This is a genomic window from Leptonema illini DSM 21528, from assembly GCF_000243335.1.
Lineage (GTDB): Bacteria > Spirochaetota > Leptospiria > Leptospirales > Leptonemataceae > Leptonema > Leptonema illini.
Window position 1 is genome coordinate 1844233 of the sequence record NZ_JH597773.1, and the last position, 25154, is coordinate 1869386.

The window sequence follows — 25154 nt, forward strand, 5'->3', positions numbered from 1 at the left end:
TCAAAGAGTTTTACAGGCCCTTAAAAGCTTCTCTCTCGGTGGCAGACAAGCGCCTTGCCGTCGCTCTGGAAGCCCATAGCTTCGAGAGCGGATCGGTACGGACTTTGAAGAGACGGCTGTTCGTTGATGATCTCGACCGTCAGGCGTGCTGCGGGCTCAAAATCGACATAGAGAAGGGCCAGTAGCGCCTGTTTCAGATCATCGATCTCGTCGGGAGCGTCAAAGAACTGAATCACCCTTCCCTGCCTTGTGAGCACGGCTGCAAGCTTCTCCCCTCTGTAGATCATACGGTTACCGGGCAGCCTTGACGGCAGTGGACGCTCTTCATCGACCATAAGGCCGAGGCCGCAGAGCGACGCCGGATCACATGCATTGAGCCACCATACATGCCGTCTTTCAAGAAAGGCTTCAAGGCCCTGCATCCACTTATAGGCTTCGGCCGATAGGAACTGCAATCCTGTTAACCCTTCGAAAAAGGCTCCGGCATGCACCTCGCCTGCAAGCTCCATGCGACAGAGCGTGCGAAAGACCGAAGACCAGCGAAGTGCGGGCAGCTCTTTCTGTAAAAGCTCGCGAAAGATGATGCCGTATCGATCAAGAAGAAGCCGCACGCGCAGCCGGCTCTGCTCTTCGACGACCAGAGGATCCGTATCAAAGGCGCGACCCGGAACGGACCATGTATCTGCCTGCGACTGCCAGCGACGGCGCTGTGGCCGCTGCTCTTCGCTGTCTCGAAACGAAGTGCGAGCCACCTTGCGAAGCACTGAAATCGATCGTCCGGCAACCAATCCCTCCTGAAGCGCTTGAAGCAACGCCTCTCTCTGCGAGGCCTCAGCACGAAAAAGCGACTGCCCGCCCGAGTGTGCTGTAATCTGCAAACGCTGCTTTTCATTCAGATCATTCTGTTTTAAAAAAAGAGAGGCCTCATCTTCCAGAAAAAAGAATACCGACTCGCCTCCCGTTCCCGTGAAGCATAGTGAGGAATCCGTGAAAAGCGCATCGAGCGATGCCGTCGTATAACCCTCGATGCGAGCAGGGAATATCTGCTGCTCCCAGAGAGAGATCGGCGCCGTCGATCCAAAAAGCCGCTCCATCGTCTGCTGCAAGAATTCCACCTGCGCAGGCGGCTTGCGAAAAACCACCGATACGTTCTGCCTGTGGGCGACAAGAAGCGCGAGAAAACGCAGCGGACGGAGTGGCGGCGCAAGCCTTGTATGATGTCTCTGCAGTCGGTAGATTCGTTCGAGGTTGCGCCGCAGACACAGGCAGTCCGCAGCGTCGTCTTTGATTAAGGGAGCCCGGATCAGTTGCTCATCTATTTCTTCAAGCATGCGCTCCGTCAGATCGCCGAACAGATCTCTGATGCGATCCAGAGTCACAGGACCGTACCAATCGAGAAACCGCAGAAGCAGATCACCAGCTCCGGGCACGTCACGCCCTTCTCCCGCTGACGTTCGATCAAGGATCTCTGAAACCCCTTGATAGCAAACAAAGGACTCACGAGCCCCCGCGAAACGGTAGGCTTCGGCGACCGCAGAATCGCCCGATCCCGCAGCGCTCGCGTCTGAGGCGTTCCGGGCCGCTTCCGAGAGAATCACGGCTGCCTTACTCTGGCTCACAACATCACGAAGCGATTGCCACTCCGACTGCGGAATAAAGCTACGCTCTTCAAGCCACGACGAAAGGGCCGCCTCGCTATCGGGCGCATACCCGGCCTGTAGACGAAGCGACCGCATTTCAAAAAGCTTAACTGAATCTCGACTGACGGGAATCCACCTGTTCCCGAGAAGCTCCTGAAAATAACTCGATCGGTGGCCGGCCCCGCCCACACGGTCAGGCTCGTAGGTCAGTTCATTCACACGCTGAAAATCAATGCCCGCAGCGAACGGAGTCGGCTGGTCTACATACCGCATGACGAACTCGATCTGACCGGTCTGCCACTGGTCCAGACGTTCTCGTAATCCGTCTATATCGAAGCGATCACGCAGAAGCGCCCTGTAGACTTCCACCGTCACCGGAAACTCGCCCTTTCCAGACAGGGCTTCAAGCAGACGCCCGGCAGCGGCGCGAAGCAGCCAGAGCGGCGTCCGTCGACCGAAGCCCTTTCGCGGAAGCAGCAGCGCCGTCGATGCGGACTGACGGAACTGCCCGCCAAACAGGCCCGACTCGGGCAGCGCCTTCTCCAGATGTACGTCGAGCAACTCAGGCGGCAGGCTGAAAACATCTTCGGATTCGGGCGGTGCGGGAAGCACGACGATGACGCCATCGTCGCTTGCATAATACGGGATGCGCGTTTGATACCGCCCTTCAAGCTGTGCGGCAAGAGCAAGGGCAAAGGGACGGTTACGACGACCTCCCCAGAACGTATGCAGAAAGACCGGATAACTATCGTCCTCTCCTGGAAGCACTTCGGCGACGATGCGGTAACGCCCCGGAAGGTCGGCATGCGAGGCCTCCCGCTGCCTCTGAAGAAAAAGAAGCAGTTCGCGCGCGACGTCATCTCCTTCTTCGCTCCGCAGCCGATCAAGAAAACCGGGCCGCTGCATCTCTTGATTCCATAGATCAAGCTGATCGGCGACGGCATCGGCAAAGCCGTTCTCGCGATCTCTGCTATCAGCCCGCCAGAACGGGCTCATGCCCCATCCCGTCGTCGCCGGAATGACCTCCACCTCGCTGTCGCCGATGGACTGAATCTGCCAGAGCCTGGAGCCGAGAACGAAGCGGTCGCCGGCGCGACGCTCCCACACAAACTCTTCGTCCAGCTCGCCAAGAAGCGTTCGCTCTCCGCCGCTCAATCGCAGTTTATAAAGGCCCCGTTCCGGAATCGTTCCTCCTGATTGATACAGCTGAAGCCGCGCTCCGGGCGCAGGCAGGAGCGAATCGGAACCCGCAGCGTTAAGCGAAGCGCGCAGGCCCGAGAAAGGAAGGCCCTGAAAACGTCCCTGCAGCATCTCAAGCGTCAGGTCAAAATGACGCCGATCCAGTTTATGATACGTATCGGATCGTCGAAGCAGCTCAAAGGCGCGCTCTATGTTCAGGCTATGCCCGGCGGCCTCGGCCTCACAGGCCATCGAGATCAGAACCTGTGCAAGCAGATCAAGCGGAGAAGAAGGCGGCCGGATCGGCTCAAGCCGCCTTTGATCGACTAACCGTCGCAGCACAACGCCGTTTACAAGATCCATGCTGTGCAGCGGGTACAGCGTGCCTCGCGAAACCTCGCCCGGACGATGCCCCGCTCTTCCCAGGCGCTGCATCGCCGAGGCCACCGACGAAGGGCATTGCAGAAGCAGTACCTCATCGAGCTCGCCGATGTCGATGCCCAGCTCAAGCGACGAAGTGGCGACGACGCAGCGCAACCGCCCGGCCTTGAAGGCCTCTTCTACGGCAAGCCGGATCTCACGCGAAAGCGAACCGTGATGCGCAAAGGCGACCGGCTCGACGGTCATGCCTTCTTCTGCCTGCTTCTGATGCAGATCGTTCACAAGAGCGGCCACACGCTCAACGACGCGACGGCTTTCCGTAAAACATAGAATACGAGTGCCCGCCTTTATCTTTGCATAGATCTCAGCACCGAGTGCATCCCATACGGTTTCGGCCGGCGTATCAAGAGGCCCGTCGGCGGCGGGATTCCAGATCACCTTGATATCCAGCTCAGCGCGAGCCGGGCTTTTTTCATAAAGCAGCTGAACGGGGCGACGCTCTTCGCCCTGCCATCCGCCAAGATACTGGGCGATGCGATCGGGGTCGGCGACCGTTGCTGAAAGTCCGATGCGCTGCAGAGGTCCGGCTAACTCTTCCAGACGTTCGATGGCCGTCATCAGATGAGCGCCGCGAAGGCCCGGAGCGATGGCGTGAATCTCATCGACAATGACCGCTCGAAGCCCGTTTAACATCAGGCCGGCCGTCCCCGAAGCGAGCAGAAGGTTCAGGCTTTCGGGCGTAGTGATGAGGATCTCAGGCGGATGACGCCGCATGCGGTTTCGTTCGGACTGCGGGGTGTCGCCGCTTCGCGTAACGACGCGGATCTCGGGCATGGCGAGTCCGGCATTCTCAAACTCCGAATGAAGCTCTTCAAGCGGCAGAAGCAGGTTACGTCGGATGTCGTTATTCAGCGCCTTGAGCGGCGATACGTACAGCAACCGCGTCGTGCCTGATGCAAGACGTTCGGTAACGAAGTCATTGATGAACGAATAGAAGGCGGCAAGCGTCTTGCCCGAGCCCGTCGGCGCCAGGGCCAGCAGATGGCGGCCCGAGGAAGCGACAGGCCAGACCATCTCCTGGATCTCCGTCGGACTCCCGAAGCGCCGGGCAAAATACTCGCGAAGCAGCGGATGGAATCCGGCTGCGCCGCCCATTTACTTCCCGTAGACGTAGTTCAGGCGCATGTACACGCCCGGATTGTCGTGTATATAGTGCAGCATGCCGTTGCGGCTGATGCGGTATACCTGACAGGTCGTTTTTGTACGGAAGGTTAACGTCGAGGTGAAGCCTTTCTGGAAGTTATAGATCTCACCGCAGAAATCTCCCCAGGCAAGCGTTTCTATCGTACGGCCCCCGTGCAGCACGTCGACCTCGCCTCGTTTGATGATGAAGACGTCGTCGAAATTGCTGCCCTCGGTAATAAGATCGCGACCGCCAGGAATCTCCTCTTCTTCCATGAGGATTTCCATGCTCGTCTTTTGAGCCGACGTCATGCCGCGAAAGAAGCGCGAATTGGACAGCGTCTCCCACGTTCCGGTACGTCGGATCTGGTTGAGCTTCTCGAACTTCTCCATCAGGTCGGTTCCGCGAATAAAACTCAGAAATCGCGCCTTCTCGATCGTCAGAGCCTGCACGTCGGTTTCGGCTACGACGTCGGCGCTGCGCAGCGTATCGAGAATGAGCGACGCCTCGCCGAAATACTCGTAGGTGCCGTAGCGCTTCGTGACGTTCTCTTCTTCGAAGCTTTCCTGTTCCATACCTTCGACGCGAACGTTACCCGAAAGCAGAATGAAGAACTTATCGCCCGCCGTATCTTTGCGAATGATCACGTCGCCGCGTTTATACAGCTCTTTGTCGGCGATCGTAAGGAACTCTTTCGCTTTCGCTATGGGGAAGTTCTTGAAAATATCGACGTTCGCAAGGGCATCCAGGATGCGATAGGCCTCTTCATGGGGCGGCGTTTTCACGACGGGATAGAGGGTGTTCTCGATACCGAATTTCGCAAGCGTGAGATGTGATTCCGGCGGCATGGACTTGCGCGAGATATGATAGACGGTGATCTTCTTCTGCACCTCTTCGGGCAGCGTCGACAGATAGTCGACTCGAGTATGCAGCGGCGGAATGCCCGCCTCATGATAGATGATATCGTAATGCCAGGGGAAGTCGAGCAGATCGCGATAGCGGCTTTCGGTCAGCACTCCGTTATCAAGAAGCTCCTTGAATTTATCGGGATCATTCAGGTGATCCGACGAATAAATGAAGGACTGATCCTGAAACTGAAATTCGAAGCTGAGAGACGGAATCGAATGCAAGGCATAGTTGAAACGGAAGGCCGCTCCGTTGATGATATACGTTTTACCGATAACGACGGGAACGAAGTCAAACAGCGTATACAGCTCTTTGATGGGAATCTGCGTCAGCGCATGATATTTGCGAATGAACGAGTGCATGACCGTTACGGTCGTGAAGATCGTAATCTTACCCTCTTCGAGGATCTTCTGGAACGTGCCGGCGTCATGGTCGGCATGGCAGTGCGTGAGGATGACCGTATTGATCAGCTTCGGATTCACGTTGGAGCGACGCAGCCATTCCGTCGAATTCACAGGCGGATCGACCATCACGCCCTGATGATTGATCCACATGATGAAGCCCGACGTGTTATCGTCGGGGTCAAAGCCGTGACTGGGGCCGAGACAGGTAACGCCGAGCAGCGGCGGCTGATATGGCTCGGGCATGCGTTCGCCCGTATCATAGATGATGTTGTAGCCGACCTCACCCGGTAGGTCGGTCTTTTTATTCCAGTCGGAGTCGTGCACCTCGAAGTTGCCGTCGTCTCTCTTCACGATCGTGACGTTATTGAAGCGCACCTGATTGTCTTTGAAGATGACGAAGCGCACAAGGTCGTCCATCTCGCGGTTTCCGCGGAAGTAGTCGATCTCGGCCTTCATATTCGGGAAGCCGAAGCTCTGCTCACCGTTCGCATAGTCGGATTTCAGATCGAGCTCTTCAGGGCCGAAAATGGCCTCGTTGAGAACGATGCGGAACTGCTCGCGCTGTTCCTCAGTACAGACGACATAGGTCTTTTTCTGGCGCAGGAAGTGGTTGTAGTAGATCGGGAATTCAAGCTCGGCGACAGAAATGCCCTTCGAGACATGGAAAAACTGATTCGGAAGCACGAAAATGAAAGGCGTACTCCTCGGAAGCATCATCGTATCTTTGATCGTCTCAGGCGGCGAGCCGATCTGAATATACCCGACAGAGGTTTCGAGCAGGTATCCGCCCCGCGGAAGCGTTGTATATGGTTCGGTCAGAATGATCTTCGACATAGGCCTCTCACGGAGAGATTGTGATTGATACGCCTGAAATTGACTGTATTTAGGTTCTGTATATTATCGGACTACGAGATGCGGAAAACGACGGCAATCCTTTTTTTTAATATGCTGGCAGCGGCCTGCTCTTCCTCGAACTCTGATCCGAAAATACAGGCGCAGGTGGGAGTAGCACTGGGCCACAGCCATCCGCTGAGCATGAGATTTGCCGATCTGGAGGCCGGTCAGAGCGCCTTTGTGCTCGAAGAGTCCGCCGGGCACCGGCATGAGCTGCGGCTCAATGCCGAACAGAGCGCCCTGCTGCTTATGAAGTTCCCCGTAGCCGTGGAAAGCACCGAAACGGACGCTCATGTGCATCCGGTTACGATTTATGTCGCCGATGATTGAACGGCGTTCCCGCTTTTCGCTGAAACGCCGTTCTCAAAGCCGATTTCTTTCGATTCAGTAGATTACAGGTGCTTTTCGAGGACCTTTTTCAGATGGTCTTTTGGCAGAAGCCCGACGATGCGGTCCACCGGTTTGCCGTCTTTGTAAAGAACCATGGTCGGAATCGCAGAAATGCCGAGAGACGAGGCGACAGAGGGGTTCTCATCTACGTTGATCTTGCGGAACTGTACCGTACCCATCTCGTTGGAAAGCTGCTCCACGATCGGGGAAAGCATGCGGCACGGCCCGCACCACTCCGCCCAGAAGTCCACGAGAACCAGTCCCTTCGATGTTTGATCTGTAAATGTATCGTCTGTAATTGCGGTTACTGCCATTTGTTATCTCCTGTTTCTCCTTCCTCAGCGGCAAGGAGGACGTCCATCGCTTTTCGCGGGCCCATCTGCCCTTTTGCCGGTCGTGGCCGTCAGTTCTATCAGGTCGATTTCGCTCGCCCGATAGTTAGAAAATAATAAGAGGAGGGCCAGCTGCCACTCTTTTTCTATACCCATAGGGGGTAAATGGATTCAGGGACTATTTCTTCTCCTGTTTCTTCTTCTTTAAAATGTCTTCGACCGTGGCTTTCATCGACGTCAGGTTCAGCTCGTTTTTGCTCTGCTCTTCGGGATTGCCGGCAAAAGAATAGATCATCTTCAACATCTCAAGCAGCTTGATCGCCTTCTGTAGATCCCCGACGTCCTTGCCCGCCATTTCGTATTTCTGCCGGTATTCGCGGGCCGCCGTGCTCGCCGTATCGATCAAAAGGTCGAGATGATCCCTGCTCTCGGCATAGCCCGGCTCGCCGGGGTTCTTAGTTCGCTCAAAAAGCTTGAAATCCATAAAAACAAAGGCCAGAAGCGAGAGATTCATATAGAGCTCGGCGAAATACCAGCGGTACTTGCCCGTTCCCTCGGCCTCCTTCGTCATATCAAGAACCTGACGGAAGCCATCGATCAGGTTCAGTCTCTTTTTAGGATCAAGAAGCACAAACTGATCAAGCACCTCCTGATTCTCGGTCAGGGTCATGTCGCTGACGGCGCCGGTCAGTTTAACCAGGTCGGCCAGGGCGTTTGAGACCTCTTTTCGAGCCGTGCTGATATTCGTATCGCTGCGCAGATTCTGTATCTTCTGTGAAAAGGCATCAAGTCGTATATACAGAGTCGACTTCTGCAAGGATAGCATGGCCTGGCGGATCTTCACATACGGGGCCATGGCCGCATCCTGCTTCAGAACTCCATTCAACATGGAATGCTCTCTCGACAGATCGTCCAGTTGTTGTTTATAGGGCTCCGAGATGCGTGTGAAATTCTGACGCTGTTCACGTGTAATGGCCATGGCTTCCTCTGTTTTTCAAGCGAACGCCCTCGCTGAAAAGCTGATTTTCATTGTTTTTTTGAGAACGACGATTTTCCTGGAGATATGTTCTCCACTACGCTATTTATCGGCGGAATCGGCGGCACGGAAATGATCATTATTCTGGTCATTGCCCTGCTTCTTTTCGGTGGTCGCAAGATTCCCGAGCTTGCCCGGGATATTGGATCCGGTATCAAAGAATTCAGACGCAGCATGTCCTCTCCTCTTGAAGAAGAGCAGAAGACCACGCAGGTCGAACAACCGCGTCAGATCGAATACCAGCCGGGCCCGACGACGAAGAAGGCCACCCGGAAAACCTCTCGCAAGGCCTGATCTTGAATGGCTGCATCCGGTAAGAAGCGGAGCAGTCGCAAGACTGCTTCGAAAAAACGTGTCCTGCCTCCTGGAAGAAAGCCCGGCCTGCTACCGACCGGGAATACCCAGGGCTACACCGGCTACACGGCCCGTCCTCCCGAAAACGTCCCCGCAGAGCCAGAACAGAGTGAAAGCTCGTTTACACAGTCCGAGAACTCCGTTTATGAGGAATCTGACCGTGAGCGTTTCATGTCGCTCGGCGATCACCTTGAAGAACTGCGTTTTAGATTACTCTGGATCATCGGCATCCTTGTCGTTACGTCGTCGGTCACAGGCATCTTCATTGAGCGCATCCACAGCTTCTTAATAGCCCCGTATAAGGCCGTAGTAGCTCAACTGCCTGCCACGCAGGCCTCGCCGGGGCTCATTCTCGGCTCGATGTATGGCTCTATCGAGATCTACTTCAAGCTTGCCGTGATGATCGGCTCTCTGATCACACTGCCCATCGCCCTTTCGCTTCTCTGGGGCTTTGTGACGCCGGCAGTCAGCAAAAAGATCGCTCGCATCGGCCATGCCGGAGTCGCCGCATCGACTCTGCTCTTCTGGGGCGGAGTCGTCTTTGCCTATCAATACATCTTTCCGCTCAGTCTTGACATGATGCTCTATACCTTCTTACCCGAAGGAGTGATCGCACAGACGTCGCTTGAGAAGTATTACAGCTTTCTCTTTATGATCGTGCTCGGCTCGGGCATTACGTTTCAGCTGCCCATGGTCGTCGTCGTGCTCGGTGTGATCGGCATCGTGCCGGTCGCCTATCATCAGAAGATCTGGAAGGTGGTACTGCTTGGAATCCTGGCGTTTTCGGGATTCTTCACTCCACCTGATCCGTTCAGCCTCTTTGCACTGGCTCTGCCGCTCTGGGCGCTCTATGCGATTTCGGTCGGTATCGTCTGGCTGATTGAAAAGGGTCGCAGGCGTAGAGATAAAGAGAGAGCTAAAGAGATGGCGCAGTCCGACGCTGCATAAGGCGTCTGGCGACTTCAATTAGCCTGCTCGATATTGCCCTTGAAGGCGACACTTCCTGTGTCGTCAAACCCGCATTACACGGTTAACCGGAATAACCTTTAATTCAAAAGAAAAAGCCGGCCTTTCAGGCCGACTCCTTGCTGTCTTCGGTTTCGCGACTGGCGGCTTTTTTACGGTCGCTCTCTTTTCCGCCTTCCCGGCCGTTCTCTTTACCGTTTTCTTTGCGGTAGATGAGCACCGGGCCTTCCTGCTTCTCGATAACGCCGGGGGTGATGATCACCTGCTCGACGTCTTCGCGGGAGGGGATCTCGAACATAAGATCCATCATGATATGCTCGACGATAGAGCGAAGTCCACGAGCGCCCGCTTCTCGTTCGATGGCCTTCTTTGCTATGGCATCGATCGCTTCATCGGTGAACTTCAGCTTCACGTCTTCCATCTCGAAGATACGTTGATACTGTTTGTAGATCGAATTCTTCGGTTCGGTGAAGATCGTCTTCATCGTCTCGACGTCCAGCTCGGCAAGCGTGGCGACGACGGGAAGACGGCCGACAAACTCGGGAATCAATCCGAATTTCATGAGATCGTCGGGCTGCACATACTTCAGCGTTTCACTGCGCTTCATCTTCGTAGGCAGATCGGCGTCTCCGGGACGGCGATCAAAACCGATGGAACGCGAACCGAGTCTTTTCTCGATAATCTTCTCAAGGCCTACAAAGGCTCCGCCGCAGATAAAGAGGATGTTTTTCGTGTTGATCGTAAGGAAATCCTGATGCGGATGCTTGCGCCCTCCCTGAGGCGGAACGTTAGCCACAGTGCCTTCGATGATTTTCAGAAGGGCCTGTTGCACTCCTTCGCCCGACACGTCACGCGTAATCGAAGGGTTCTCGGACTTACGCGAGATCTTGTCGATCTCGTCGATATAGATGATGCCGATCTCGGCCTGCTTGATATCGTTTGCTGCGTTCTGAATCAAGCGCAGCAGGATGTTCTCAACATCCTCGCCGACATAACCGGCCTCGGTCAGAGCCGTCGCATCGGCGATGGCAAAGGGAACTTTCAGGAGACGGGCGAGCGTCTGCGCAAGCAGCGTCTTACCCGATCCCGTCGGCCCGACCAGAAGGATGTTCGATTTATCGAGCTCGATTTCAGACTTACGGCGGTTCTCGCCGATGCGCTTGTAGTGGTTGTACACGGCGACGGACAGAGCCTTCTTCGCCGCTTCCTGGCCGATCACATACTCGTCGAGAACGTCTTTGATCTCTTTCGGCCGGGGAAGGTTCTTGAATACGTCGCCTTCTTGAATGTCCTGATCGGATTCTTCGGCGATGATTTCGTTGCAGAGCTCAATACACTCGTCGCAGATATAAACACCGGGACCGGCCACAAGCCGCTTCACGGAATCCTGTTCCTTCCCGCAGAAGGAGCAGTGCAGCTTTTCTTTTCCGTTTCCTTTTTTCTTCGTACTCATGAATCCACCCGGTTTTTCTGATCTGCCTTTTTCTATTTCTGGCCTGTTCGCACTCGTGATCCCGGCAATTCAGAGTGGATCACGTCTCCACTCTGAGGTCAAGTAGAAAGTCAGCCGACGGCAGGCTCACGCTTGCGGTTGAATTCGAAAACCGTATCGATCAGTCCGTAATTCTTCGCATCTTCGGCCGACATGTGGAACATACGATCCGTATCACGCTCGATCTGCTCAAGCGGACGCCCCGTATGATGGGCGTAGATGTTGTTCAGTCGGTCCTTGATGTTGATCAGTTCCTGCGCCTGGAGCTCGATATCGCGGGACTGGCCGGTCACGCCCCCAAGCGGCTGATGCATGGCGATGCGCGCATTCGGCAGAGCCGACCTCTTGCCTTTTGTACCGGCTGTCAAAAGCAGAGAGCAGATGTTTGAAGCCTGCCCGATGCAGATGGTCCGGATGTCAGGACGGATGTATTGCATCGTGTCATAGACGGCAAGGCCGGAGGAGATGTATCCGCCCGGTGAATTGATGTAGATGTAAATATCGTTCTGCGGATCTTCGGCTTCGAGAAACAGAAGTTGAGCGATAATGGAATTCGCATATTCGTCGTTGATCGGATGGCCGATGAAGACGATGCGATCGCGCAGCAGCCTGGAATACACGTCGTAAGGACGCTCTCCGCGGGAAGTCTGCTCGTAAATTGTGGGGTAATAAGACATTGTCCTCTCCGGGTCTGGATTCTCGAATCAGTGAAGCAAAGAATGGGCGATCCGTCAAATACGGATCTTGCCCTCTTCGATCAACTTTTTGATGGAGACTTTATCTCCTTTCTTCACCTCGGCGTTCTCATAGAGCCAGTCGAGCGTTTTTTTCACCTTCATCTCGTCGCGCAGGCCGCTTCGCAGGTTTTCGTCCTGCACCATGCGGTCAAGCATCGGACCGTCTTCATAACCGGCCGAAACCAGGCGCTCCCGAATCTCTTTCTCAAGATCGGCGTCGGTTACCTCTATGGATTCCAGACGAGCCGTTTCGTCAATGACCATGCGCGATTTGATATTCTCAAGCGCCATGGCCTCGTACTCCGACTTCACTTCTTCGCCAGTGCGGCCGGTAAGCTGTGCCAGGCCTTCGATAGAAATGCGCTTTCCTTCTTCAATGCCGAGGCGGCGCGAAAGGTTGGCGAGGATGCGCTCCACTTCCGTTTCGACAAGGGCAGTGGGAACGGCAAAGGGGTTCTTCTCGATGATCTGTTTGATCAGCGAGTCCATAGCCCTGCCCTTCAGATGCTCTTCAGCCACTTTAAGGATCTTGCTTTTAATGTCGGCCTTCAGGTCGGCAAGCGTGCTGAACTCACCTGCCTGGGCGGCAAGCTCGTCGTTAATCGCAGGCAGCTCACGTGCGCGCACATCGACCGTATCAAACGAAACGGTGACCTTCTTACCGGCATAGCGGCGATCGGGAAAGTTCTTCTCGACGTCGACTTCATAGCTATGCGCGTCGCCGACCTTCTTGCCCGATACGGCCTCTTTCAGTCCGGGAAAGATCTCATCTTTAGCCGTATCGAACTCAAGCTCGGAATTCTTATATAACTCTTTTTTACCCTGAGCGATCTGAAGATTCAGAGTAACGACATCGCCTTCAGAAACGGGTTGCCCTTCGCGCGGCACCATGATGACGTTCTGTTCCTGAATCTTTGTCAGCACAGGCTCATAGAGCGCCTCTTCGAACTCAGGCTGCTCCTGTTCGACCTTTAACTTCTTGTATTTTGCGAGCTTGATCTCGGGAAGGAATTCGTATTCGGCCTCAAACTCAGCGCCTTTGCCGGGCTCGAACTTCTCAAGCTTGAAGGAAGGGCGGCTTACGGGCGACGGATCAAGCTTTTCGACCGTATCGTTATAGGCATCGATAACAAGGATGTTGGCGGCGTCTTCAATAACGCTATCGCCAAGATGCTTCTTCACCAGATCGATCGGCGCCTTGCCGGGCCTGAATCCTGGCAGTTTTACCTTGGACGCCGCCTTCACATAGGCCTTCTCATAGGCGCCTTCGATATCGGCGGCCGTAGCCGTAAACGTAACGACGGCCTGTGTGTCGGATTTCTTCTTAACTTTGTATTCCATGCAGGTTCTTTCCGTGAAATTGGTGAAATAGAGACGCCTTTTGAGGTCTTAACGTGTGATGGTTAGCTTTTCGAAAGCACCGACAGCTACAATTAAAAAACAGCGGCAGAATTGCGCTCATCACGTGTACCCGCTCTCTTTAAACGGCAATAATGAGGCAGAAATGAGAAAGGCCGGATAACCGGCCTTCATATTCATCGATTCTTTTTTAATCGCTTCTTCCAGACCCTTGCGAGTCTGTAATGAGCGGGAAACGGGATTTGAACCCGCGACCCCCTCCTTGGCAAGGAGGTGCTCTACCGCTGAGCTATTCCCGCATGGTTTTGCGAGCGAAGGGACTTGAACCCCCACACCTTACGGCACCAGAACCTAAATCTGGCGTGTCTACCAGTTCCACCACGCTCGCTTCGCTCGCAGTGCAAACTGATGATCAACACTTTTCATCATGTGTTTGCGATCAATCCTTTTTCAGATCCATCACATTCACTTCCTGAAAAAAATCAGGATGGGCGAACGACGGGGATTGAACCCGCGACCACCAGAGCCACAATCTGGCGCTCTACCACTGAGCTACATCCGCCATGTCGGTCTCGCGCCAGGGAGGAGTCGAACCCCCGACCCACTGCTTAGAAGGCAGTTGCTCTATCCTTCTGAGCTACTGGCGCCTTCGGGATGATAGGATTTGAACCTACGACCCTCTGGTCCCAAACCAGATGCGCTACCCCTGCGCTACATCCCGCTCTTACAGTCAATTCCGGCCCGGGCGGCGCTCCGTCCACCAAAAAACAAATGCATCCTGCAAATTGCCGCCACCGCCGATATTGAAAAAGATATGAGATCCTTTCCTTTATGGGACGCCATCCGAAAAGACCAGGAAAGCCCGCTTCAGAAGGAGCTCGCCGTCATGCGCGAGATTCCTCTTTTCGATAGCATTCCACAGAAAGGTCTTCGCGTCATTCGTGATCAATGCCACATGCGCCAGTTCAAAGACGGCGAGCATATCTTTCGCGCTACGGAGCCCGGCGTCGGCATGTATATCATTCTCGAAGGCCGCGTACGCGTGTATTCGGCGCGAAGCGGACGCGAAGAGACGCTGGCCGAGCTCGAGCACGGCGACTTCTTCGGAGAACTGGCCCTTCTCGAAGAAACGCCGCGTACGGCATCGGCCGTCAGCGACGGTTACAGCCGCATGCTGGGCTTCTTTCGCCCCGATCTCGACGTCATCATCAAACGGAATCCAAGGCTATCGAATCTACTGCTGCTCAATATCGCCCGTGTTACAGGACGCCGCCTGATCACGACGACGGAAATCCTGGACCATGCGCTAAAAGAACTGAATCAATTGCGCGAAAAGGAGCAATGATCGATGGATCTTCACGATAAAAAAATGGATCTTGCGACGCATGGCGTTCGCATCCTCTTCTTCGCTCTGGTCATCGTCTTCCTGGCGTCCCTGCTTTACGGGCTGAAAGAGCTGGCCGTTCCGTTCAGCATCGCCTTTCTGCTTTCGATCTTCCTTAACCCCGCCGTCGATTTTTTCGAAGGTCTGGGTATCAATCGCGTGCTCAGCGTCATGGTCGTACTGCTTCTGCTTGTCGGCGGCGTCTACGTCATCCTTGCGCTGCTTATACCACCGCTGACGGCAGAGGCGCAGAAATTCGCGGCAGAGCTTGGCCAGCTTGCGAACATACTGCCCGATCTGATTCAGTCGGCTCGTGAGAAGCTTGAATTCATTCTTCCCGATACGTATCGCACGATTAAGATCGACATCCCCTGGCTTGTTGATCTTGTTCTGGGCCCGGTCAAAGATAGCAACCTGCTTGCTTCGATTCCGAACCTGATCACCTATTCGATTATTACGCCTATCGTTCTTTTTATCTTTCTGTTACAGGGAGACGAGATCTTTCGCGGAGTGATGGCGCTCGTGCCCAATCGCTTTTTCGAGATGACGCTTCTGATCACGCATCAGATCCGTTACGGCATCGTTTCGTATTTAAAGGGGCTTTCCATTCAGATCGCTATTCTCTCGTGCATCTTTATTCCTGGATTCTGGATCATCGACCTGCCCTATGCTCCGGTACTTGCTCTTTTCGCCGCCGCCGTGAACATCATCCCTTATGTCGGTCCTGCTATGGGGGCCGCTCCCGTAGTCGCCGTCGCTCTGCTCACGGGAAACGGCCTTTTACTGCCCGCCTTGATCGTCATCGGCATCGGCCAGGGCGTCGACAACGCCTTCACGCAACCCGTCGTGCTTGCGCGATCGGTCGATGTGCATCCGATTGTTGCCGTACTCGCCGTGATCACCTTTCAGCAATGGATGGGATTCGTCGGCATGGTAATAGCGCTTCCTCTGGCCGGGATCATGGTGATGACCATTCAGACGATGTACAGGTCGTTGAAATCGTTCGGCGTAATCTGATCAGCTGCCTCAGATCTGGAAATCGACCCGAGGCCTCTTTACCTTCGGACGAAAGCGAAAGAGATAACGGCGATAGAGGTCGTAGGCCCGACAGATGTAATCCTCGGACGACGTGTAGCGTACAATAGCGCAGAGAAACTCGTAGGTTTCCCGGCCTTCTTCGTGAAGGGCGGCAGCCTTTACGTCTTTTAAAACGGTGCGAATCTTACCCATAAAGACGGCGCGCATGGTCGGATCGTAGCCGCCTCTGTTATACCTGAACGGCGATAGCTCGTTCAAGAATCCCTTCGCGTAAAAGTAAAAGGAATCTACGTCATTTTTGATGCGCTCTCGATCCCGCAGTGAGAAGGTACTCAGATAGGTCCAGAGCAAGGTCAGGACAGCCGAATCCTGACGCGAGATGCCGTCTCGTCTTGCCTCTCTGTAGAAATCGGAATCCATACAGTACCGGATGTAATCCATCCAGGAGTGCAGAGTTTCGTCGACGGAGTGGATAAGACGATTTTCGGGAGTCGCCTGTAGCTGGAGTTCCCGTGCCATCTGATTTGAAGCAGATCACATTTTTCACCGGGGACAAGATCTTTTTTTATGCGGACATAAAAAACGCAATCGAGCCGACGTTCCGACAGAAAAGCCCGGATCAAAAAGGACGACCACTTGCAGGAGGCGACAGAATCCGGGAAATCTCTGCTCTGTTTTTTCTTGTGTCCGTTCTCAGATCGAAAAAACAATCCAATCAGGGCGCAGCCCGAAAGCAGATGCTGAGCAGATACGATCTGTCATGTGATCTGCAAGAAAGGAGAGAGAGATGGATGCAATGCTTGAACATGAAACTCTGATCGCCGACGTGCGGGCACGGGAGATCATCGATTCCCGTGGGAATCCCACCGTCGAGGTCGAGGTTCTACTGGAAAACGGCGTAGTCGGACGTGCTGCCGTTCCGTCCGGCGCTTCTACAGGCGACTACGAAGCGGTGGAGCTGCGTGACGGCGACAGCAAGCGCTTCCTCGGCAAAGGCGTGATGAAGGCCGTCGAGAACGTCGAGAGCACAATCGGACCGGCTCTGATCGAAGAAGGCGTGAGCGCTCTGCGACAGAAAGAACTCGACCTGCGTATGATCGAGCTCGACGGAACTGAAAACAAAAGCCGCCTCGGCGCCAATGCCATGCTGGGCGTCAGCCTTGCCTCCGCACATGCAGCGGCAAAATCATTGAAGATTCCTCTGTACCGCTATCTTGGCGGTCCGATGGCCGATACGCTGCCCGTTCCGATGATGAACATCATCAATGGCGGCGCTCATGCCGACAACAACGTGGACTTTCAGGAATTCATGATCATCCCCGTCGGTTTCACTTCGTTTAAAGAAGGGCTGCGCTGTGGCGCTGAGATCTTTCATAACCTGAAAAAGGTGCTTCACGATAAGGGTCTGGCCACATCGGTCGGCGACGAAGGCGGATTTGCTCCGAACCTTGGTTCCAACGCCGAGGCCGTCGAGGTCATCCTCAGCGCTATCGAAAAGGCAGGCTATCGTCCCGGCGAAAACGTGCTCATCGGTCTTGATGTGGCCTCGTCGGAATTCTACGATCGCGAGAAGAAAACCTATCAGGTGGAAGGCAAGTCCCTGGATTCGGCCGGTATGGTCGAGTTCCTGGCAGGCCTTGCGGCAAAATACCCGATCCGCTCGATTGAAGACGGGCTCGACCAGAGCGACTGGGAAGGCTGGAAGCTTCTCAACTCGAAACTGGGCTCGAAGATTCAGCTTGTAGGCGACGACCTGCTCGTTACGAATCCGACCCGACTGCGCCGCGCCATCGAAGAAAAGAGCTGCAACTCCATTCTGATCAAGGTGAACCAGATTGGAACGCTGACCGAAACGCTTGAGACGATCTCTCTCGCACAGCGCAACAATATGACCTGCGTCATCTCGCACCGCTCGGGCGAAACCGAGGATACGACGATCGCTCATATTGCCGTGGCCACGCGGGCCGGTCAGATCAAGACGGGTTCGATGTCTCGCACCGACCGTATCGCTAAATACAACGAGCTTCTTCGCATCGAAGACGATCTCGACGTATATGCCGTTTATCCGGGCGATAAGGCATTCTATAACCTCGGTCGCTGAAATCTGAGTGCCGGGCTTCGGCCCGGCGCAACAGCCCGGTATTTACGATGAGTTTACGCGAACGCATACGGGCAATTCTGCTCTCGCCGGCACCGCCGCTTTTCGCGCTGATCTGGCCTGCCATCGCCGTCTTTCTCTATCTGTCGTTTCTCGGTGATGCCGGATATCTGACCTACAGAGATCGCAAAAACGAGCTGGAACATCTTCAGGCCAGCATCGACGATCTGAAGCAGGAATACAGAGATCTGAACGATCGTTTTCTGTATGCCGACGATACGCCGGCGATCACGCGAAGCGAAGAGATCGTGCTCTTCAAGTTCGAGAATCTGCCCGCTCGCATTCCGACGTCGACCGACTCGGTCAGCTCCATCGAGAAGAATCGGCTCTTTTTCCTCTTTCTGGCCGTCTTTATCGAGCTCGGAGCGGTGTTGCTCTACCTGAAACGCAGAAAAACCGAGGTCTGATACGGTTTTTTCTTTCCGTGCGGTGGCCTTATCTTTTCCCTGATCCCATGCAGGAATTCCTCACGAATCCCGTTGGCCGGGACCTCGAAGAAATCGTAAAAGAATTTTCCCCCACGCGAGCCGCGATCGAGAAGAACTTTCTCGAGAAGCGCCATGTGTATCTGTGGGGAGCGGTGGAGGATTCTTCCGCCCGTTACATCGTAGAACGCCTTCTCTATCTTGAAAGCGTCGATCCTGGAAAGGACATCACACTTTTCATCAACAGCCCCGGTGGCGTGATCACATCGGGCATGTGCATCTATGATACGATGAACATGATCTCGTCAGACGTTTCCACCGTTTGCATGGGACTGGCTGCCAGTATGGGCGCCCTGCTTCTCTGCGGAGGAACAAAGGGCAAGCGCTATGCCTGGCCGCACAGCCGCATCATGATACACCAGCCGCTAATCTCGGGGCAGATCGTCGCTCCGGCCGTTGATATCAAGATCCACGCCCAGGAAATCAAGAAGACCCGCGACGAGCTGAACCGCATCATCGCCGAGGCAAGCGGTCGCTCCATCGAGCAGGTCGAGCGTGATACGGATCGCGACAACTACATGAATACGAAAGAGGCCATCGAATACGGCCTGATCGATGCCGCCTTTCCAGGCTACTGACTGGCCGTTCAGACATTGAGCGCCGGAAATTGATTGGCCGGTCGGCCACAAGAACTGCGCCTGGAGTCGTATGCAGGATACGACTCCAGGTCGTCGCATCCTGTCGTCAAAAAAGAACCGCCTGACTTGCTTGCAGAATTAGCCGAGTTTTTCGAAAAGCGCCACTACTTCGTCGGCCGTCGTCGTTGCAGCTACGGCATCGCGAAGGTTTTCCTGATTGAAGGCGCGGGCGATGGCGGCCAGCGTCTTGATATGGCGATCGAAATCGTTGCGAGAAAGCAAAAGCAGCACGACGATACCGACGGGACGATCATCGACCGCTTCAAAAGGAAGCTTCTCATTCAATATGGCAATGGAAGCGAGCATGCCCTCAATATGCTGCGTGGAGCAATGAGGGATGGCGATGCCCGAGCCGATGCCTGTCGACATCGAACGCTCGCGATCAAGAAGCGCCTCAAGGATCTTCTCGCGCTTGTTCACAAATGCCGTACCGGCAAGTGTGCGATCCATCAGGTCTTCAAGCAGCGCATATTTATCTGCCGGAGATTCAGAGTAATGGAAGATACGATCCGCTGGAATAATGTCTTTCAGGTTCATAACGTTTAAAACATGGCTCGCCGGAAGAATCGGTGAAGCGGAGCCGAAAGCCAGTCTTGCAGAACAAAAAAGGCCGCTGAAGGCCAGAGAATTGCGGTCTCTCCGGAATGAAACCAAAACGAGAAAACATGAGACGGTAGAAAGAGAAAAAAGAACAGCAATCCGGCGAGGACGGGGCGTACATACCCCGGATAGCGGCTGCGAAACGGCATGCTGAAATACAGAATGAGCAGGGCGATATACGGGCCTGTAAGTATGGACAGAAGTCGATCGCCCTCGCCTGAAAGCGATAGCGTCGCTCCAAGGCCGGCGACAATGCCGACGATTTCCAGCAGATGGCCCGACTCCCGCCAGACCATATAAGCTGCCGGAATCAAGGCCAGATACGGCATCCGCTCAAATGGAGCAGGCCCGGAGAAAAGCCAGAAAGGATGCGGATCGGTCAGACCGAAGGCAACCCCTGCCCCCCCTCCGATCAAAACGATAAGGATAAGCGGATGCCGGTAAGGATAGCCGACAAATAGCGATCCCGGAAGAAACAGGAAGAGAGCAAGCAATGTCCAGAGAACAAGACCCGCAGTACCGGGAGGCAGCAGATAGATGGCGTACAGATAGATGCCGGCGCCGTGCAGAAGAACGCTTCCTCGCTGATCCTGCGCAGTGAGCCTGTACTGTAGAAGCACCATCGCAAAGAAGAGAAGCTGGCCCGCACGACCGATCAGATCGTCACCAAGCAGCCACTGAGAAACGGCCCAGAAGAAAACACCCGGTAGCAGGTAAAAGAAAAGATACTGCAACCGGCTCACTTAAGGCCTCCGATCATGGACGAAAGCGGAATGTTCGCCTCGCAGACGAGTTCGCATAACCCGCATTGAAAACAGCTACGGCGATCAAATCGCCTCTGATCAAAAATTAGAGAAAGCGGGCGGGCATCGACAGGGCAGATATCGTTACAGGCCCGGCATCCCGTACAGGGGATCTGCCCTTTCATGCTGCGAAAGCGATAGAACGCTGCATGTCGTTCGATGGCGATGGAGAAGCTGGCAAGGAAATCGGCGCTTTCGTTGCGCTGGCCAGGCGCCTCCCAGCCGTCCGCGGGCAGACGATCAGCGAAGACATCGGCCGGAACAGAGCCGTTAGGCAAAAGGGCAACGGTATCCTTTCTGCGCAAAAAGTCACGAAAAACGACCGGCCGATGTGTAAAGGGCTCGCCGTGAAATAGAGCTCGTATGAGGCCATGAACGACAGGAGGAGCAAGATACACCACACCGTCTTCAAGCCAGCTCTGTGGACTGCGCAGTTCCCGTGAACGCAATGCCTTTTTGATCAGGACGGCGGGTTGCAATAGCCGCGCATGAAAGAAATCCGTTCGGTCGCTGACCGTCTGCGTTCTGAAGATATGAACACCAGGGAAAAGGCCTCGCAGCAAATCTTCGAGATGAAGTCGTTCCACTCCCTGGCCTGCGAAAACCGACTTCCAGTAAAGCGGCAGCTCGGCATCGGCCTCAGAGACAACAAAGGCCCGCAGCTTTCCTGATTTCGCTCCCTCGATGGCCCTGCGTATCGCCGACGACAATGGAACAGGCGATTCATCCAGATAGAAAAGACCATGAGCGTCGCAGAAATCCAGAAAGGCCTGCATATTCTCGAACTGCGGCTGCGTATCGATCCGCACCGCATGCAGGGCGCCTGAAACTCGAATGCGAATCACGTCATCAGAATGCAAATCAGCGGCACCGGCCAGCGGAGCAAGCAGCGGAAAGCCCTGCGCTCTGGCCAGGACCTCGCCTACCTGCACACGACGCGGGAATTCCCCCTCAGGCACATAGGTTATCGCCTCGCGCTTCAGTGGAAGCAGCAGCCTGGGGGGAATATGAAGGTTGACGAATTCCCTTTCAGCGATACGGAATTCCGGAAGAACCGGCGATCGGCTGAAAAAAGAAAGCGGCAGGATCATGCCGGTAGTTTCGTCGTCGGCTTCTTGATGGTATAGATCTCGTCTTTGATGGGCAGCTCTTTCTTAAGATTCTTGATATAAGGAAGCAGATCGCCCAGCGCCTTATAATGCTCGCAATTCGGCATCATGCGACGAGCAACGGTGAAGTATTTGTAAAGCTTCTCTTCTCCGGACCGTTTCGACCACATCTTTTTGTTGCAGCGAACCCGCAGGATGTATTTATCCTGATCGGCTTCGTACTGGCGAACGACGATGCAGTGTGCGCAGTTGGCGCAGTAGACTTTATCTCCAGCAGACATTCAGCTTCTCCACTCCCCGCAGGGATTTTTTTCAACGCGTGTACTCAGAATCAAAAAAAGGATGGTCGCAATACGGTCAAACGGAAAACGGGCCGGCTACCGCGCAAAGAACTTCTTCTGAATATAATCCTGCACGTGTCCGATGGCCGGGTCGTCCGGATCTTCAAAGATGACCCCGAAATTCTTTCCGCTGGCCCGGCTGACCACAACGGACGCCTCAATATAGCGGTCTTCAAGACGAAAGCTCAGGATCAATCGGTCGCCAGGGTAAAGCGGCATGCGCGCCGTCAGACCGATCCCTCCCGTTCCCAGATCGATCAGGTCGGCCGGATGTGTGGCCGACTCTCCTGCCATGCGAAACTCCGCTTCTATACGAACGGCGATTCGTGCATTACGCCGCTTCTGCTTCGAAGGATCGCGCAGCTGCGCATCGCTGGTGAAATCAGGCATGATGTAAAGAGCAAGACGCCTTCCGGGAATGCAAGAAATTTTCGTGCACGCCCGGCTTAGAGTCGATCCTGCAGCTCTCCTGAGTTTCAGGATGGGACGGGCTCATCCCATCAATCGTGAACGACGACCTCTTCTTTCTTCTGGAAAAGGCGCATATCAAAGCGAGCATTGATCTGCATGCGTTCAAGAATATTGCCGACAGAGATGTAGAGGAATCCGGCCGAATAGATCAGCATGAAAGGAATGATAAAAGGTTTCTCATAGGCCCATGCAAAGTAAGCGGTCACCAGGCCATAGATGCCCATCAGAAGCTCGCTGAAAACCAGCGTATCAAGCGGCTGACGGTACATAGCACGCTCTTTCACCACATCCTTTTTCGACTCGATGCGGTATTTCGGCGTGCGCATGAAGGCCGATTTCTTGCCCATCAGAGCCTCGATAAAGGCCTTTGTGTTCGAGATGGCGATGCCGGTTCCGATCATCATGAGGATGGGAATCCAGATAATGCGACGCTTCCAGTTCTTGTAAAGCTCGCGCTGTGAATAGATGTAGAAAAACGTGGGGCCAAGCGTGGAAAGGCTGAGCACGGTAGCGGCAAAAAACAGCACCGCAATCGAAACGCTGTTCAGCTTGAACGACGTCCAGCGATCGACAAGCAGCAGAGGCAGCGAAAGCAGGATGTTGATCACCATCAGCGGATGCACGGAGTAGTTCAGAAGATGTGTGATGGCCTCGGCCTTGATCTTCTTGCTGAACGATGAGCGCAGGATGCGCGGCACCAGCTTCACAGCCGTCTGAATCGAGCCTTTGCACCAGCGGAATTGCTGCGATTTGAAGGAGGCAATCGTCGAGGGAAGCTCTGCCGGATTCACGATGTCGGTGAAATAGCGGAATCTCCAACCGGCCAGCTCGGCACGGTACGAAAGATCGAAGTCTTCGGTCAGCGTATCGGCCTGCCAGTTGCCTGCATCATAGATGCACTGACGTCGCCAGATGCCGGCCGTGCCGTTGAAGTTCATCCACATACGGCCGCCGTTTCGAGCGACCTGCTCGACGACAAAATGTCCGTCGATACCGAACGATTGCGCCATCGTCAGCATCGAGTAGTCGTCGTTGATGTGACCCCAGCGGGTTTGCACCATACCGACGTCGGGCTCTGCAAAATAGGGGATGGTTTTAATGAGAATATCGGGAGCAGGCAAGAAGTCGGCATCGAAGATAGCGATGAATTCAGATTCGCTCTTCTCCATGCCGGCCTTGAGGGCGCCGGCCTTGTGTCCGGTGCGGTCCGTACGATGCAGATGTTCGATTCGGTAGCCCTGCGCCTTCAGAGCACGGACGATGCCCGAGACCTTATCTTTCGTTTCGTCGGTGGAATCGTCAAGCACCTGAATATGCAGCTTTTCCTTCGGCCACTGGATTTTCAGGGTGGCATCAATCAGACGATCGACGACGTAGAATTCGTTGAAGATGGGCAGCTGAACGGTTACGTCGGGCAGGTTGGCCGGCTTCACGCGCTTCAGGTCGATGGGCTCGTGGTCGACGTTGGAGTAGCAGTAATCACGGTTCTTACGATAGAAGTAGACCATGATGTAGGTGTGAATACCGAAGACGAAAAGAGCGATAATATCGATGCTATATACAGTGATAAGCAGGATGGCAAGAATATCTGTCATATTGGTTCCTGTAAGTTGAGACGAGATCTCTGTTACCGATCTGTCAAATTTTTTCTCGAACCATTCGCGTCAAACCCGAAAAGTCCGGACGATCGTGCATGCCCGTTTCCTACGACGCACCCAAATCAACGACAAGAAGCGTATGCCCGCGGTATTCGCGCTGTGTCATGCCGTGCTCAAAGAGCCATTGCTCGATTTCGGTGTTGGAGAATCGCACGGTGGCCGGAGCCTGCACGGCAAGCAGCACACGGGTGGATCGCCCTTCGAGTTCCGTCCGCAGCTTCAACAGAAACTCTTCCATATGCAAACAGATGCCATCCGAGTTCCAGAAGCTGTAAGGAACATCAAGGAAGGCCACTCCGCCCTGCTCTGCGATTACAGGGGCCATGCGTCTGAAGTCCTTTTTATGAAAGGAGAGGTCGAATCCGGAAAGTTCTTTGATCAAAAAGGCAAAACGTCGCTCGTCGCGCTCCACACAATGAACGGGAGCAAACCCCCGGCTCAATGCCTCAACGGCCATCTGCCCCGAACCGGCACAGAGATCAAAAAATGCACAGGGACGATAGGCTTCAACAAGCTGAAAGAAAGCCTCTTTCATCAGCGATGACGTGAAGTGCCTGTGTCCGTGAAGGGCCGGAGGCAGGGCGATCTTGCGTCCGCGAAAGGAGCCCTGCTGCACGGCAACATGCGTGGTGCGATCCGGCGAAAGCGCCATTAGAGATGCTTCCGGGCAAGAGATACCCGCTCCTCTGATCGTCGATTCGCCGCCTGACGCTTCTTCGCTAGCGAAGCGATATGGCTGCGAATCAGAAGGGCAAGCACGGCTCCCCCCAGGGCGGAGCCGAGAACGATCTCGTTCATGGGAAAGCGGCCGTACCAGAACAGCAGGTACAGATCGGCCTCTTCGGGATTCGCCAGAACCAGAAACGCCAGGATCAGGCATCCCGCAAGAAAGAGAACCAGCCGCATCGGAATCATAGCTGTGTTACGTTATCGCTTCCACACATGGGACATACGATGGCATCGTTCTCTTCTTCAGACGCCTCATCCCAGCGATAATCGCAATCCTCACAGACAAACGACACCATGTCTTCATCGGCATCGTCGTCCCATTCTTCGTCCCACTCGTCTTCGGACAGGAAGCCTTCTTCTATTTCGTCATCACCAAATGTATCGTCTCTATCTGTCATCCTGATGGCCTCCGGGTGTCAGGGAAAAATCGAAAAGGCATCCTGTACGATCAAGTAAAAAAAGAAAAGCGGAGAGAAAAGACAGGATT

Annotated in this window: 25 protein-coding genes and 5 tRNA genes; 8 read left to right on the forward strand and 22 right to left on the reverse strand. The window is 54.6% G+C overall.

Annotation, left to right across the window (positions count from 1 at the left end; genetic code table 11):
• Window positions 1-20: 20 nt before the first annotated feature.
• Together LEPIL_RS08455 and LEPIL_RS08460 are read right to left on the reverse strand one after the other, a co-directional pair.
• Window positions 21-4355, reverse strand: coding sequence for a DEAD/DEAH box helicase (locus LEPIL_RS08455; RefSeq protein ID WP_002771828.1), 4335 nt, complete (start codon window positions 4353-4355; stop codon window positions 21-23).
• The gene (locus tag LEPIL_RS08460) at window positions 4356-6527 is read right to left on the reverse strand and encodes a cAMP/cGMP-dependent 3',5'-cyclic-AMP/GMP phosphodiesterase (RefSeq protein WP_002771830.1); all 2172 of its coding nucleotides are present in this window, start codon (window positions 6525-6527) and stop codon (window positions 4356-4358) included.
• 78 nt (window positions 6528-6605) lie between these two features.
• On the opposite strand from LEPIL_RS08460, the gene LEPIL_RS08465 reads away from it, so the two are divergent.
• On the forward strand, window positions 6606-6917 hold the full coding sequence (locus LEPIL_RS08465; protein WP_002771832.1) for a hypothetical protein: 312 nt from the start codon (window positions 6606-6608) through the stop codon (window positions 6915-6917).
• A gap of 62 nt (window positions 6918-6979) precedes the next feature.
• Here LEPIL_RS08465 and trxA read toward each other — a convergent pair whose 3' ends face one another.
• A complete protein-coding gene (trxA, locus tag LEPIL_RS08470; protein WP_002771834.1) occupies window positions 6980-7291 on the reverse strand; it encodes a thioredoxin in 312 nt (103 codons plus the stop codon).
• 196 nt (window positions 7292-7487) lie between these two features.
• Window positions 7488-8288, reverse strand: coding sequence for a hypothetical protein (locus LEPIL_RS08475; protein ID WP_002771836.1), 801 nt, complete (start codon window positions 8286-8288; stop codon window positions 7488-7490).
• Window positions 8289-8372: 84 nt separating this feature from the next.
• On the opposite strand from LEPIL_RS08475, the gene tatA reads away from it, so the two are divergent.
• Window positions 8373-8639: a twin-arginine translocase TatA/TatE family subunit gene (gene tatA, locus LEPIL_RS08480; protein ID WP_002771838.1), complete on the forward strand. Its 267-nt coding sequence runs from the start codon at window positions 8373-8375 to the stop codon at window positions 8637-8639.
• 6 nt (window positions 8640-8645) lie between these two features.
• Complete coding sequence (gene tatC, locus LEPIL_RS08485) at window positions 8646-9647, forward strand: twin-arginine translocase subunit TatC (protein ID WP_002771839.1); 1002 nt, start codon at window positions 8646-8648, stop codon at window positions 9645-9647.
• 124 nt (window positions 9648-9771) lie between these two features.
• Here the strand turns inward: tatC and clpX are convergent, their stop codons facing one another.
• From clpX to LEPIL_RS08525, 8 genes are all read right to left on the reverse strand, one after another.
• Window positions 9772-11118, reverse strand: a complete 1347-nt coding sequence (clpX, locus tag LEPIL_RS08490; RefSeq protein ID WP_002771840.1) for an ATP-dependent Clp protease ATP-binding subunit ClpX — start codon at window positions 11116-11118, stop codon at window positions 9772-9774.
• Window positions 11119-11228: 110 nt separating this feature from the next.
• On the reverse strand, window positions 11229-11834 hold the full coding sequence (locus tag LEPIL_RS08495) for an ATP-dependent Clp protease proteolytic subunit (protein WP_002771841.1): 606 nt from the start codon (window positions 11832-11834) through the stop codon (window positions 11229-11231).
• Window positions 11835-11888: 54 nt separating this feature from the next.
• Complete coding sequence (gene tig, locus LEPIL_RS08500) at window positions 11889-13235, reverse strand: trigger factor (protein ID WP_002771844.1); 1347 nt, start codon at window positions 13233-13235, stop codon at window positions 11889-11891.
• 245 nt (window positions 13236-13480) lie between these two features.
• A tRNA-Gly gene (locus LEPIL_RS08505) sits at window positions 13481-13552 on the reverse strand.
• Window positions 13553-13559: 7 nt separating this feature from the next.
• Window positions 13560-13641: transfer RNA gene (locus tag LEPIL_RS08510), tRNA-Leu, on the reverse strand.
• A 102-nt stretch (window positions 13642-13743) separates the two neighbouring features.
• Window positions 13744-13815 (reverse strand) — tRNA-His (locus LEPIL_RS08515).
• An 11-nt stretch (window positions 13816-13826) separates the two neighbouring features.
• Window positions 13827-13900, reverse strand: a tRNA-Arg gene (locus LEPIL_RS08520).
• Window positions 13901-13902: 2 nt separating this feature from the next.
• A tRNA-Pro gene (locus LEPIL_RS08525) sits at window positions 13903-13974 on the reverse strand.
• Window positions 13975-14067: 93 nt separating this feature from the next.
• Here LEPIL_RS08525 and LEPIL_RS22925 point away from each other — a divergent pair.
• Together LEPIL_RS22925 and LEPIL_RS08535 are read left to right on the forward strand one after the other, a co-directional pair.
• On the forward strand, window positions 14068-14598 hold the full coding sequence (locus LEPIL_RS22925) for a cyclic nucleotide-binding domain-containing protein (RefSeq protein WP_002771846.1): 531 nt from the start codon (window positions 14068-14070) through the stop codon (window positions 14596-14598).
• A 3-nt stretch (window positions 14599-14601) separates the two neighbouring features.
• Window positions 14602-15654: an AI-2E family transporter gene (locus tag LEPIL_RS08535; RefSeq protein WP_002771848.1), complete on the forward strand. Its 1053-nt coding sequence runs from the start codon at window positions 14602-14604 to the stop codon at window positions 15652-15654.
• A gap of 9 nt (window positions 15655-15663) precedes the next feature.
• On the opposite strand, the gene LEPIL_RS08540 is transcribed toward LEPIL_RS08535, so the two are convergent.
• On the reverse strand, window positions 15664-16194 hold the full coding sequence (locus tag LEPIL_RS08540; protein ID WP_002771850.1) for a hypothetical protein: 531 nt from the start codon (window positions 16192-16194) through the stop codon (window positions 15664-15666).
• A 277-nt stretch (window positions 16195-16471) separates the two neighbouring features.
• On the opposite strand from LEPIL_RS08540, the gene eno reads away from it, so the two are divergent.
• From eno to LEPIL_RS08560, 3 genes are read left to right on the forward strand one after another with little or no spacing between them, the layout of a single operon-like run.
• Window positions 16472-17776, forward strand: a complete 1305-nt coding sequence (gene eno / locus LEPIL_RS08550; protein ID WP_040918509.1) for a phosphopyruvate hydratase — start codon at window positions 16472-16474, stop codon at window positions 17774-17776.
• A 47-nt stretch (window positions 17777-17823) separates the two neighbouring features.
• The gene (locus LEPIL_RS08555; RefSeq protein WP_002771853.1) at window positions 17824-18240 is read left to right on the forward strand and encodes an LPXTG cell wall anchor domain-containing protein; all 417 of its coding nucleotides are present in this window, start codon (window positions 17824-17826) and stop codon (window positions 18238-18240) included.
• Between the two features lie 47 nt (window positions 18241-18287).
• Entirely contained in the window at window positions 18288-18896 is a 609-nt protein-coding gene (locus LEPIL_RS08560; protein WP_002771854.1) for a ClpP family protease, read from the forward strand.
• A gap of 138 nt (window positions 18897-19034) precedes the next feature.
• Here the strand turns inward: LEPIL_RS08560 and LEPIL_RS08565 are convergent, their stop codons facing one another.
• The 9 genes from LEPIL_RS08565 to LEPIL_RS08605 all read right to left on the reverse strand — a co-directional run bounded on the left by LEPIL_RS08565 (window position 19035) and on the right by LEPIL_RS08605 (window position 25065).
• Complete coding sequence (locus LEPIL_RS08565) at window positions 19035-19493, reverse strand: PTS sugar transporter subunit IIA (protein ID WP_002771856.1); 459 nt, start codon at window positions 19491-19493, stop codon at window positions 19035-19037.
• A gap of 5 nt (window positions 19494-19498) precedes the next feature.
• Window positions 19499-20299: a hypothetical protein gene (locus LEPIL_RS08570; protein ID WP_002771858.1), complete on the reverse strand. Its 801-nt coding sequence runs from the start codon at window positions 20297-20299 to the stop codon at window positions 19499-19501.
• Complete coding sequence (locus LEPIL_RS08575) at window positions 20296-21450, reverse strand: ferredoxin family protein (protein ID WP_002771860.1); 1155 nt, start codon at window positions 21448-21450, stop codon at window positions 20296-20298. Before LEPIL_RS08575 ends, LEPIL_RS08570 begins: the two co-directional genes overlap by 4 nt.
• Entirely contained in the window at window positions 21447-21749 is a 303-nt protein-coding gene (locus LEPIL_RS08580; RefSeq protein ID WP_002771862.1) for a hypothetical protein, read from the reverse strand. Before LEPIL_RS08580 ends, LEPIL_RS08575 begins: the two co-directional genes overlap by 4 nt.
• 96 nt (window positions 21750-21845) lie before the next feature.
• Window positions 21846-22199, reverse strand: a complete 354-nt coding sequence (locus LEPIL_RS08585; protein ID WP_002771866.1) for a PilZ domain-containing protein — start codon at window positions 22197-22199, stop codon at window positions 21846-21848.
• 110 nt (window positions 22200-22309) lie between these two features.
• Window positions 22310-23875, reverse strand: coding sequence for a cellulose synthase family protein (locus tag LEPIL_RS08590; protein ID WP_002771868.1), 1566 nt, complete (start codon window positions 23873-23875; stop codon window positions 22310-22312).
• A gap of 109 nt (window positions 23876-23984) precedes the next feature.
• Window positions 23985-24590 (reverse strand): RsmD family RNA methyltransferase, encoded by a 606-nt coding sequence (locus LEPIL_RS21880; protein WP_002771870.1) that lies wholly within the window; start codon window positions 24588-24590, stop codon window positions 23985-23987.
• The gene (locus LEPIL_RS23395) at window positions 24590-24853 is read right to left on the reverse strand and encodes a LapA family protein (protein WP_002771872.1); all 264 of its coding nucleotides are present in this window, start codon (window positions 24851-24853) and stop codon (window positions 24590-24592) included. The genes LEPIL_RS21880 and LEPIL_RS23395 overlap by 1 nt, the downstream gene beginning before the upstream one ends.
• Window positions 24850-25065 carry a hypothetical protein gene (locus LEPIL_RS08605; protein ID WP_002771874.1) on the reverse strand — a complete coding sequence of 72 codons (216 nt, stop codon included), beginning with the start codon at window positions 25063-25065 and terminating at the stop codon, window positions 24850-24852. The genes LEPIL_RS23395 and LEPIL_RS08605 overlap by 4 nt, the downstream gene beginning before the upstream one ends.
• Window positions 25066-25154: the final 89 nt, after the last annotated feature.

Coding starts and splice junctions, on each gene's coding strand:
- LEPIL_RS08455 (WP_002771828.1), bottom strand. CDS start 4,355: ATGGGCGGCGCAGCCGGATTCCATCCGCTGCTTCGCGAGTATTTTGCC.
- LEPIL_RS08565 (WP_002771856.1), bottom strand. CDS start 19,493: ATGAACCTGAAAGACATTATTCCAGCGGATCGTATCTTCCATTACTCT.
- LEPIL_RS08575 (WP_002771860.1), bottom strand. CDS start 21,450: ATGATCCTGCCGCTTTCTTTTTTCAGCCGATCGCCGGTTCTTCCGGAA.
- LEPIL_RS23395 (WP_002771872.1), bottom strand. CDS start 24,853: ATGATTCCGATGCGGCTGGTTCTCTTTCTTGCGGGATGCCTGATCCTG.
- tatC (WP_002771839.1), top strand. CDS start 8,646: ATGGCTGCATCCGGTAAGAAGCGGAGCAGTCGCAAGACTGCTTCGAAA.
- LEPIL_RS08605 (WP_002771874.1), bottom strand. CDS start 25,065: ATGACAGATAGAGACGATACATTTGGTGATGACGAAATAGAAGAAGGC.
- tig (WP_002771844.1), bottom strand. CDS start 13,235: ATGGAATACAAAGTTAAGAAGAAATCCGACACACAGGCCGTCGTTACG.
- tatA (WP_002771838.1), top strand. CDS start 8,373: ATGTTCTCCACTACGCTATTTATCGGCGGAATCGGCGGCACGGAAATG.
- LEPIL_RS21880 (WP_002771870.1), bottom strand. CDS start 24,590: ATGGCGCTTTCGCCGGATCGCACCACGCATGTTGCCGTGCAGCAGGGC.
- LEPIL_RS08560 (WP_002771854.1), top strand. CDS start 18,288: ATGCAGGAATTCCTCACGAATCCCGTTGGCCGGGACCTCGAAGAAATC.
- LEPIL_RS08590 (WP_002771868.1), bottom strand. CDS start 23,875: ATGACAGATATTCTTGCCATCCTGCTTATCACTGTATATAGCATCGAT.
- LEPIL_RS22925 (WP_002771846.1), top strand. CDS start 14,068: ATGAGATCCTTTCCTTTATGGGACGCCATCCGAAAAGACCAGGAAAGC.
- LEPIL_RS08555 (WP_002771853.1), top strand. CDS start 17,824: ATGAGTTTACGCGAACGCATACGGGCAATTCTGCTCTCGCCGGCACCG.
- LEPIL_RS08475 (WP_002771836.1), bottom strand. CDS start 8,288: ATGGCCATTACACGTGAACAGCGTCAGAATTTCACACGCATCTCGGAG.
- clpX (WP_002771840.1), bottom strand. CDS start 11,118: ATGAGTACGAAGAAAAAAGGAAACGGAAAAGAAAAGCTGCACTGCTCC.
- eno (WP_040918509.1), top strand. CDS start 16,472: ATGCTTGAACATGAAACTCTGATCGCCGACGTGCGGGCACGGGAGATC.
- LEPIL_RS08465 (WP_002771832.1), top strand. CDS start 6,606: ATGCGGAAAACGACGGCAATCCTTTTTTTTAATATGCTGGCAGCGGCC.
- LEPIL_RS08585 (WP_002771866.1), bottom strand. CDS start 22,199: ATGCCTGATTTCACCAGCGATGCGCAGCTGCGCGATCCTTCGAAGCAG.
- LEPIL_RS08535 (WP_002771848.1), top strand. CDS start 14,602: ATGGATCTTCACGATAAAAAAATGGATCTTGCGACGCATGGCGTTCGC.
- LEPIL_RS08495 (WP_002771841.1), bottom strand. CDS start 11,834: ATGTCTTATTACCCCACAATTTACGAGCAGACTTCCCGCGGAGAGCGT.
- LEPIL_RS08460 (WP_002771830.1), bottom strand. CDS start 6,527: ATGTCGAAGATCATTCTGACCGAACCATATACAACGCTTCCGCGGGGC.
- trxA (WP_002771834.1), bottom strand. CDS start 7,291: ATGGCAGTAACCGCAATTACAGACGATACATTTACAGATCAAACATCG.
- LEPIL_RS08580 (WP_002771862.1), bottom strand. CDS start 21,749: ATGTCTGCTGGAGATAAAGTCTACTGCGCCAACTGCGCACACTGCATC.
- LEPIL_RS08540 (WP_002771850.1), bottom strand. CDS start 16,194: ATGGCACGGGAACTCCAGCTACAGGCGACTCCCGAAAATCGTCTTATC.